Source organism: Limnobacter sp. UBA7229, assembly GCF_002473065.1.
In the GTDB taxonomy this organism is placed as follows: domain Bacteria; phylum Pseudomonadota; class Gammaproteobacteria; order Burkholderiales; family Burkholderiaceae_B; genus Limnobacter; species Limnobacter profundi.
Map to the genome: position 1 here is coordinate 56,873 of NZ_DKTN01000014.1, position 8,351 is coordinate 65,223.

Below are 8,351 nucleotides of genomic sequence, written 5' to 3' on the forward strand. Positions count from 1 at the left end.
TGCTTACTCAACCTTTCCGCCCACCACCACGGTCACCAATTTGTCCGCTTTCACATGCTTGGCAAATGCCTCGCGCGCGCTTTGAACGGTGACCTTCTCAATCTCGGCAGTCCAGTTGTCCAGGTAATCCAAAGGCATGTTGTGCAAGCCCATCATTGAAATATTGCCCAGCAACTTGCCATTGCTGTCGATCCGCAAGGGGAAGCCGCCCACCAGGTTTTGTTTGGCGGCGTTCAGTTCGGCCTGTGTTGGGCCCTTCTCGATAAAATCAAGAATGGTTTTCCGCATAATTTGCACGGCTTGGGCAGTGGACTCTTTTTTGGTTTGCACGCCCGCCTGGAATGGGCCTGCATCGCCCGCCGGCATGAAGTAAGAATAGGCGCTGTAGGCCAAGCCACGCTTCTCGCGAATTTCATCCATCAGGCGCGACACAAAACCACCGCCACCCAGAATGTGATTGGCCACCAGCAAATCGAAGTAATCGGGTGCGCCACGGCGCATGGCGGGCAGCCCCATCAAAATGTGGCTTTGCGCAGCGGGGTGATCAATTTGAATGGTTTGGCCTTTCATGGCCGCCTGCAGTTCTTGGTAGTCGGTGCCGCCCAAGGGGTTACCTTGTAGCTCACCCTTGGGCAAGCCTGCGGTCAACTCATTGGCAAGTTGCTCCGCTTGTGCGCGGGTAATATTGCCTACCAGTGAAACCACCGCCTTGTTGCCCAGGTAACGGGTTTTGTAAAACTGCTCCACATCGGCCAGGGTAATGGCTTTCAGGCTGGCTTCTGTGGTGTGTGTGCCGTAAGGGTGATTGGGGTAAAGCGCTGTAGCAAATGCACGGTCCGCCAAGGTGTCGGGCTTGGTCAAAGCCTCTTTCAGGCCAGCCACACTGCGCGCTGTTTCACGCGCCAAAATTTCTGCATTAAACACTGGCTTTTGCAGCACGGTTTTCATCAGGGAAATGGCTTTTGAAAACTCGGGCTCGGAGGTCAAGGTACGCAATTGCACCCCTGCGGAATCGCTACTGGCACCGCCGGAAAACTGCGCGCCGGTGTCAGCAAAGCCATCGGCAATGTCGTTCTCGGAAAGGCCTTCTGCACCGCGACCAATCATGTCACCGGTTGCACTGGCCAGGCCCTCTTTGCCCTTGGGGTCTGCGCGGCTGCCCGCGGGAAAGTCCACGCGCACATCCAGCATGGGCAACGCTTCAGCGCGCATAAACATCACTTTCGCACCGCTGGCTGCGGTCCAGCTTTCAATCGGCAAGGCGGCGTTTGCAGGCGCTGAAAACACGGCGGCTGCGGTGGCACCAGCGGCAAACAGGCCGCGAATAAATACTTTGTTTTTGCTACTCAACATATTCTGTTTCCTGCTTAGTGGCCTATTAATGACTCATTAGTGGCTGAGGCCCTTGGGCGGCGCATCTTTCTTGTTGGGGTCAATCGGCAGCGGGAACAAGGTACCCACGGTCAACTGGTCTTGGTCAAAAAATTTCTGCGCGGCGTATTGCACTTCCTGAGCGGTCACGGTTTTAATTTGTTCAATCATTCGATCAATGTCGCCCACCTCAAAACCAATGGTCAGGTTCTGGCCAATTTCAACTGCCTGCCCGTACACGGAATCGCGCTTGTACACCTGGCTGGCAATCAACTGGGCTTTCACACGGGCCAGTTCAGCGTCGCTCACACCCTCATCGGCCACCTTTTTTACCTGAGCCAGCAAGGCCTTTTCCAGCGCCTCCACGGTTTGGCCGGGGGCGGGCGCACCATCGAGGTAAAACAGCGAGGGGCCACGGCCTGTCATGTCATAACTGGCACCGGCCTGCAAAGCCACTTTCTGATTTTGTACCAACTCACGATTCAAACGCGCACCGGAATAACCATCCAAGACCGCACTGAGCACAGCCAGTGAATAGGCATCGCGGTCTTTCAGAACGTTTTCCAGCTTCGGTACCTTGAAACCCATAATCAGGTAAGGGTTCTCCGCCGGTGCTTTTACCTGTACACGGCGTATGCCCTCTTGTTTGGGCTCTTCTTGCGGTTTGCGTTCTTCAAGCTTCTTGGGTTTTACCTTGCCGTAGGTTTTCTCAGCCATGGCTTTTACTTGCGCGGGCTGCACATCGCCCACCACCACCAGCACTGCATTTTGCGGCGTGTACCAAGTGTCGTACCACTTGCGCGCGTCCTTGTAGGTCATGGCTTCAAGGTCGCTCATCCACCCAATCACTGGCGTGCGCGTGGGGTTGGCTTGAAAAGCCGTGGCCATGAACGCTTCATAAAGCTTACCGGTGGCCTGGTCATCGGTGCGGTAACGGCGCTCCTCCATCACCACCTTGATCTCTTTTTCAAACTCGCTTTCGCTGAGAATAAGATTGGCCATGCGGTCGGCTTCCAGCGCCATCACTTTGCCAAGGTCTTTGGCCTGAAGCTGCTGAAAATAAGCCGTGTAATCGCGGCTGGTGAACGCATTGTCGCGCCCACCCAGCGCAGCCACAGTTTCGGAAAACTCACCCACCTTCAGGTTTTTTGTTTCCTTGAACATCATGTGCTCAAGCACGTGGGCCACACCGGTGGTGCCGTTGTACTCGTCCATCGAACCGGCCTTGTACCACACCATGTGCGCCACGGTGGGCGAACGGTGGTCTTCCTTCACCACCACACGCAAGCCGTTGTTCAGTTTGTATTCAGTCACATCGCCATCAGCGGCATTCGCCGCGTTGACCATCAGCAATTGAGCACTTGCAATCAGCAAAACGCCAGCAGCCAGTGCCGCCCAACGCCGATTCAGTTGAAAACCTGTTTTTATCATTCAAGACACCTTTTACAGCAAACGTCCGTTTTAACCTCAATGGTAGAATAAGTCATTCAACATCTCGCTGTGTGACAGTCGTTCACACCGCTTAGTTTCCTCAATTGGAGTTTTACATGCAGATTCCTGGGCAGAGACAGGACTGGCTTGGTCGTTTGAAATCGGGTTTGACCAAAACCCGTTCCGGCCTTACCTCCATGTTCACCGGCGAAAAGGTCGATGAAGCCTTTTTCGAAGAAATGGAAGAACGCCTGCTGCTGGCCGATTGCGGCTTGCCCGCCACCGAACTGCTGATGCAGAAAGTGCGCGACACGGTGTACCAGAAAGGCCTCACCCGGCCCGAAGACGTGCGCCTGGTGCTGCGCGATTCGGTGTTCGATCTGCTGCGCCCCCTGGAAACCAGCATGGGCGTAGACCGTGCCCGCCCATTGGTCATGATGGTGGTAGGTGTAAACGGCGCAGGCAAAACTACCAGCATCGGCAAACTGGCCAACCACTATGCTGAAATTGGTTATTCCGTTCTGTTGGCCGCTGGCGACACGTTTCGTGCAGCAGCCCGAGAACAACTGGATGTGTGGGCCCAACGCAGCAATGTAGACGTCATTTCCGCAGAGGGCAGCGATCCCGGCGCAGTGGCCTTCGATTCAGTACAGGCGGGTATGTCGCGCAACAAGCATATTGTGATTTGCGACACCGCTGGCCGCCTGCCCACGCAGCTTCACCTCATGGAAGAGCTGAAAAAAATCAAGAAAGTACTGGGCAAAGCCAAGATGGACGCACCCCACGAAATTGTGCTGGTGGTAGACGCCACCAATGGCCAAAACGCCTTGCAACAAATCAAGGCATTCAACGATGCACTTACACTGACCGCGCTGGTGGTCACCAAGCTGGACGGCACTGCCAAAGGCGGTATTCTGGCTGCCATGAGCATGAGCACCCGCGTGCCCGTGGCCTTTATTGGCGTGGGAGAAAAAATGGGCGACCTGCGCCCTTTCAGCCCCCGCGAATTTGCCAACGCCTTGGTTGGCATTGACACTGACGGAAACCAAACCGCATGATCCAATTCAAAAACGTCACCTTGAAGTACGGCACCCACGCCGCCTTGAAGGGGGTGAATTTTCAGTTGCCCAAGGGCTCGTTCACCCTGCTTGAAGGCCATTCCGGTGCTGGCAAAAGCTCCATATTGCGATTGCTGGCCACGTTTGAGCAACCCAGCAGCGGCGATATTCTGGTGGGCAAAAGCTCGATTGCGCGCCTGAACCGGCGCGAACGCGCACACTACCGCCGCAATGTGGGCTACACAGGCATGGACGTTGAACTGCTGCACAACCGCAGCTGCTTTGACAACGTGGCCCTGCCCCTGCGCGTGGTGGGCTTGAGCGATACCGACATTCAAAGCCGCGTGAAGGCCGCGCTGGCCCGCGTGGGCTTAAGCCACACCGACCGCATGCTACCCAGTGAACTGTCGGGTGGGCAACAATTGCGTTTGCAAATTGCACGCGCCGTAGTTAACCGCCCCGCTCTTGTATTGGCCGATGAACCCACGGCCCAGCTCGATGATGAATCGGCCGCGCGCGTGGTGGGCTTGCTGGAAGAATTCAACCGCGCCGGTGTCACCATTATTGTGGCCACCCACGAGGCGCACCGTTTTAACCGAGTAACACATCGTTTGAAACTGGGCGAAGGCGCAGTGCTGCCAGCACCCGCCGATTTGTCGCACAACGGTGGCCGCGAGGCAGGCGTGCAAACTTTTTCCAAAGACTTTCTGAACAAGGCCTACGGGGCTTGATCCACTTTTAAGAGACAACACATGCGTTGGTTACGTTTGCAGTGGTTTTCAATTTCTGCCGGTTTAAAGCTGTGGCTTGATGAACCACTTGGTCACCTGTTCAACGCCCTGGTACTTGCCATTGCATTGGCCATGCCCTGGACCATTGCACAGGGGCTAAGCGCGATTGTGCCCAGCATGGACCGTTGGGTGGGCGACCCTGAAATCAGCTTGTACTTCAAACCGGATGCCACACTTGATTCCGTAAAAAGTGCAGCCGCACAACTGAAGCGCGATTTCGATTTGGACAGCGTGAATATCGTCACGCCCGAGCAGGCCATGGAACGTTTGCGCACGCAAAGCCAAACACCCGATTTGGCCCAAGCCCTGCCTGAAAACCCACTGCCCTACACCGTGGTGGTGGTGCTTGAAGTGGACGCCACCACCGATACCCAAGCCATCGAAGCAAAAATTGCGCAGTGGCAAAACTTCACAGGCGTGGAACATGTTCAATACGACGCGCAGTGGGTTCGCCGCCTTCAATCGGTATTGAACGGCACACAAATTATTGCCATGGCACTGGCTGTGTTGATTGCAGGCATGGTGTTGGTGGTTACCTTCAATACCGTGCGCTTGCAGCTGATTCGCAACCAGGCTGAAGTGCATGTGTTGAAATCGCTGGGGGCCACCGACACCGAAGTGGGCCGCCCCACCCTGTGGTGGTCAGTCAGCCTGGCGCTGGTCGCCTTTGGTTTGGCTTATGCCGTGGTAAGCGGTGCCATGGGCCTGGCCGACGATGCCGCCGGCACCTTCATTCGTGAATTTGATCGCGACTTCCGCTTCGAGCAACCCAGCGGAATTACCGCGCTGGGGCTGATTCTGGTGTGGGTGGTGCTGGTCATGGTGGGCGCTTGGGCTTCTGTGAAAAGCACAGTGCTGCGAATTCATTGAAGCTGGCAAAGATATCCCTAACCACCTATATCACGACAAAGTTATACTGCTAGCATCACAAAACACGACAAAATTCGCATGTGTGCACAGTTAACTACTAAAAACGCGACAACTCTTGATAGCTCACTGATTCTTTACTCAGAGCTGAACTCCGCGCAAATTCGCGCTGTTCAGAGGCAATTGAAAGCCGGAAAACTCAAGCTGGTCGCCAAAGGTATTGCAAGCAATTTGTCGGATACAAGCTGGCCTGCACTACTTGCACGTGAACGAATCAGAGTTGTTTCTGCGCTGTTTCCGAATTCAGTCGTATCGTTTCGCAGCGCTTTTAACGGCGGCTTGCCAGAGCAAGGACTGCTGTACATTACATACACCAGCAACCGAAAAGTACAACTTCCCGGCTTACAAATAGTTGCAGTGAAAGGGCCCCCACCCCAACCAGGTGACATGCCAATGCAAGGGCGGGCAATTTACTTTCCATCAGAGGCGAGGTGCCTGCTGGAAAATCTTTCACCTAGCCGAGGGACTTTCAAAAAAGCTGTTGGGCGCGAGGCGGTCAAATCTCGCTTGTCGACCCTATGTACCGCACGCGGAGAACAGGCTCTTGCAACACTTCGGGAAGCAGCGCGTTCACTTGCTCAAGCACTGAAGCTGCCGAAGGAGTTCCTTGTTCTTGATTCGCTCATAGGCAGCATTCTAAGAACTCGCCTCTCTACACTGACCACGACCCAAGGGCGCGCACTCACAGCTGCGCTTCCTTACGATGCTGACAGGCTAGAGTTGTTTGAAAAACTGGCTGCTGCGTTGCGATCACAACCCTTGAAACAAGCTGAAGAAGCGGCATGCACGCCCGAAGCAATGATTCACTTTGCTTTTCTTGAATCGTACTTTTCCAATTTCATTGAAGGCACTGAATTTGATATTGAGGAAGCGCGCGAGATTGTACTCTTCGGCAAACCCATGTTGTCTCGCCCCAAAGACTCGCACGATATTCTTGGTGTATTTCGTCAAGCAGTGACCCCGGCCTGGATGCATCAAGTATTGGCCTCAGGCATTCCCGTCGAAACTCAACTTCGCAAACGGCATTGGGATCAAATGCAAGAACGGCCCGAGGTAGAGCCGGGAGAATTCAAGTTAAAGCGCAACCGTGCGGGCAATACCGAATTTGTCGAACCCCAGTTAGTACGCGGTACTCTGGTTCAGGGATCCATGTTGCTGCCCACTATTCCTGCAGGTCTTGCGCGCGCATTATTCACCATGTTTCTTGTGTCAGAAATTCATCCATTCAACGATGGTAATGGTCGCTTGGCAAGATTAGTCATGAACTCTGAATTGTCGGTAGTGGGTGCGTGTCGAATTATCATCCCTACGCTTTTCCGGGAGGAGTATTTAGACTGCCTGCGTGAATTAAGTCGCGAGGGAAATCCGATTCCGTTTATTTCGGCAATGCAGAGAATTCAAGCGTGGACCGCTGCTTTTGTCTACGATGATCTTGATGCAGTGATTGAAAAAATGAAAAGGTGCAACGCATTTGAGCGTTCACTTGTTCAAAATCGCCTGCTTGATCCTCAGCAGGATCTCAATAATTGAGCACAAAGTTTCTAACACCTTTCGTCCACTCCGGTGGGTTTACGCGGAAGGTGTTCATTAACTTTGTGTTGTCCAACACCGAGTAAGCCGGGCGTTGTGCCGCAAAATTCATGTCGGCAGTTTTTACACGTTCAATGTTGGGCATGCGCTGAACAACGCCTTGCTTGTGTGCATGTTCAATCGCCAAACACGCATAGTCAAACCAGGTAGTTACCCCTGCCGCACTGGCGTGAAAAATTTCACCGCTGGGAATTTCAGAGGGAAAGTCGGGCAGAAAAGTGGGCGCCAACTTGCCCATGGTTTTGTAACGGTGCATGGCCACAACACCTGCCACGGTAAGCCCCAGTTCAGCCAGCCAGTTTGCGGGTGTTGGCGCACCGGTTTGGTCGTCAACCACCTTCAGTGTGTCTCGCTCTTGCGCCAGCTTGATCATGGTTCGGCAAAAGTTATTGCCACGCTGACCGTACACCCAACCCGTGCGAAACACCACCCAGTTGCCACCCACTTCTTTCAGGTATTTCTCGCCTTCCAGTTTCGATTTTCCGTAAGCACTCAGCGGGTTGGTGGCATCGGTTTCGGTGTAGGGTTGACTGGCTTTTCCATCGAACACATAGTCGGTGCTGTAGTGCACCAGCGCCACGCCCTGCTTTTTGCATTGCTCGGCCAAAATGCCCACCGCTTTTGCATTAATGGCGTGTGCAAGTTCAATTTCGGTTTCTGCTTTTTCTACGTTGGTGTAGGCAGCAGCGTTGATGACTACGTCGGGGCGTACGTCTTTCAGTGCATTGATCAGGGAGTCGGGTTTGGACAGGTCGGCTTTGTCGCGACCGTAGCTGATGCACGCGTCCATGGTTTCCATCAAGGCGGGCTTGGCATGTTGACCGATGGTGTGGCCCAGCTGGCCTTGTGCGCCAAGCACGAGTACGCGAATTCCCAAAACGAAGCTCTCCTGAAAACTGTTGCGATAGTTTAACTGAAGCGCGCTGGTGCGAATAATCACCGCGTTGGTTTGTACAGCCCAATCGGCTTGGGTTCCGATAACGCGCCAGTCTTTAACTGCCCGATCGGCTAGGGTTCCGATCTCTCGCCAGAAAACCTGTTGGTCCCTTGCTGAGCCTTCCGATGCCTGAGAACGACCCTCCTAAACTGCGGGTCGGGTCCGTTCTCTGCCGCCCATGCTGGGCAACACCGGCCCTGCTCGGCACGCAAGGGCAGGTTTTCTTGAAGGCGAGGCGATCGAAAC

General features: G+C 54.3%; 7 protein-coding genes. 4 read left to right on the forward strand and 3 right to left on the reverse strand.

Going from position 1 to position 8,351, the window contains the following annotated elements; translation table 11 throughout:
• Nucleotides 1-3 precede the first annotated feature (3 nt).
• Together B4C79_RS08465 and B4C79_RS08470 are read right to left on the reverse strand one after the other, a co-directional pair.
• Complete coding sequence (locus B4C79_RS08465; RefSeq protein WP_291741512.1) at nucleotides 4-1,353, reverse strand: M16 family metallopeptidase; 1,350 nt, start codon at nucleotides 1,351-1,353, stop codon at nucleotides 4-6.
• Between the two features lie 36 nt (nucleotides 1,354-1,389).
• Entirely contained in the window at nucleotides 1,390-2,802 is a 1,413-nt protein-coding gene (locus B4C79_RS08470; protein ID WP_291741515.1) for a M16 family metallopeptidase, read from the reverse strand.
• A 116-nt stretch (nucleotides 2,803-2,918) separates the two neighbouring features.
• Between B4C79_RS08470 and ftsY the strand changes: the two genes are divergently transcribed.
• The 4 genes from ftsY (at nucleotide 2,919) to B4C79_RS08490 (ending at nucleotide 7,108) form a co-directional block, all read left to right on the forward strand.
• Entirely contained in the window at nucleotides 2,919-3,860 is a 942-nt protein-coding gene (ftsY, locus tag B4C79_RS08475; RefSeq protein WP_291741518.1) for a signal recognition particle-docking protein FtsY, read from the forward strand.
• Nucleotides 3,857-4,591 (forward strand): cell division ATP-binding protein FtsE, encoded by a 735-nt coding sequence (locus tag B4C79_RS08480; protein ID WP_105027423.1) that lies wholly within the window; start codon nucleotides 3,857-3,859, stop codon nucleotides 4,589-4,591. The genes ftsY and B4C79_RS08480 overlap by 4 nt, the downstream gene beginning before the upstream one ends.
• 21 nt (nucleotides 4,592-4,612) lie before the next feature.
• Nucleotides 4,613-5,521: a cell division protein FtsX gene (locus B4C79_RS08485; RefSeq protein WP_105027424.1), complete on the forward strand. Its 909-nt coding sequence runs from the start codon at nucleotides 4,613-4,615 to the stop codon at nucleotides 5,519-5,521.
• Nucleotides 5,522-5,599: 78 nt separating this feature from the next.
• Complete coding sequence (locus B4C79_RS08490) at nucleotides 5,600-7,108, forward strand: Fic family protein (protein WP_291751321.1); 1,509 nt, start codon at nucleotides 5,600-5,602, stop codon at nucleotides 7,106-7,108.
• On the opposite strand, the gene rfbD is transcribed toward B4C79_RS08490, so the two are convergent.
• Nucleotides 7,098-8,045 carry a dTDP-4-dehydrorhamnose reductase gene (rfbD, locus tag B4C79_RS08495; protein ID WP_291751318.1) on the reverse strand — a complete coding sequence of 316 codons (948 nt, stop codon included), beginning with the start codon at nucleotides 8,043-8,045 and terminating at the stop codon, nucleotides 7,098-7,100. The genes B4C79_RS08490 and rfbD overlap by 11 nt on opposite strands.
• Between the last annotated feature and the right edge of the window lie 306 nt (nucleotides 8,046-8,351).